Below are 1,076 nucleotides of genomic sequence, written 5' to 3' on the forward strand. Positions count from 1 at the left end.
AGACTTCCTAAAAAGCCCCACCACCCCATATTGGAGGCTGTTTTTGTGGCTTTAGTTGCAGTGTTTTTTGCTCCCTTGATCGTATCCTCAAGATTGTCTGAGAGTGTTTCTGCCCGTTCTTCAAGGACTTTGATGGCTTTTTCGGTTTTTTCTTCTGCGCTTTGATAGAGTTGAACAGCATGGTTGGCTGCTGTTTGTGCATCCGAACGGGACATGCCATCTTTTATGAGCGCGTTGATGATATCACTTCGATCAAATTTTGTCGTGAGATCTTCTACACGATCAGACAGACGCTCACCAAGATTTTTTAAAGTGGTGCGATAGTAAGAAGGATCATTTTTGAAAGCTGTTATCGCAGAACCAATATCATTGAGTGCAGCTTGATAGGTTTGTTTCAAGCGATCAGGGTTGAGAGCAGGAATGTCGCTTTTATTGAGAAGGGTGCGCAATTCACTCGAAAGTTGGTCAAAATTGATATCATTGTCACTATTTTTTGCAAAAAACTGTTCAAGACTTTCGCTGTTTAAGTTTGCAAGTATAGGGGAAATATTGTTTTTTAGGCTGTCTACGGTTTGTTGGACCATGGAGCTGTTTTCTAGAGCCGTTTTAGCTCCTATCTTTGCTGTACTAGAAACCACGTGGATGGCTTGGAGGGTCATCAGCAATGTTATGAGAGCCCAAGTGAGAAAGCCATGAAGAATCCCTGAGGTTTCAGCAAAACGTCCAGCTACAAAGCCTCCCAAGGCTAGGCTAATCAGTGTAACGATAACAGAACCCACGCCAAAGGAGAGGAAAGAGCCTTCAAATGGGGTTGAAGAAGTGAAATCCATTTGGCTTAAGCCTAAAGCGGCGACCAGAAAAGAGAGGCAGATTGAGGTGGCAAGAGCCGTCACCAGTCCCGCAAAGATTGCGGACCATGAAATGGGTGTGTGAAAGAGTGAATACTTTTCTTCTAGAGACGTTTCTCCTAGAAAATTCGTCTCAAATGGTGTGTTTTCAGGAATGCGAGTTTCCATGTTTTATCTCCTTGAATATGCTGGAGATACAATGCCTTTTTGCTAATTATGTTCCAAAAG

Annotated in this window: 1 protein-coding gene; it reads right to left on the reverse strand. The window is 43.0% G+C overall.

Annotated elements, in window-relative coordinates; genetic code table 11:
• Positions 1–1,016 (reverse strand): YrzE family protein (locus ACFINK_RS09315; protein ID WP_375638904.1); only part of this gene is annotated, 1,016 nt, incomplete at its 3' end.
• Positions 1,017–1,076 lie beyond the last annotated feature (60 nt).

Origin of the sequence: Bartonella sp. AA16NXGY (genome assembly GCF_042197325.1) — a bacterium.
Lineage (GTDB): Bacteria > Pseudomonadota > Alphaproteobacteria > Rhizobiales > Rhizobiaceae > Bartonella.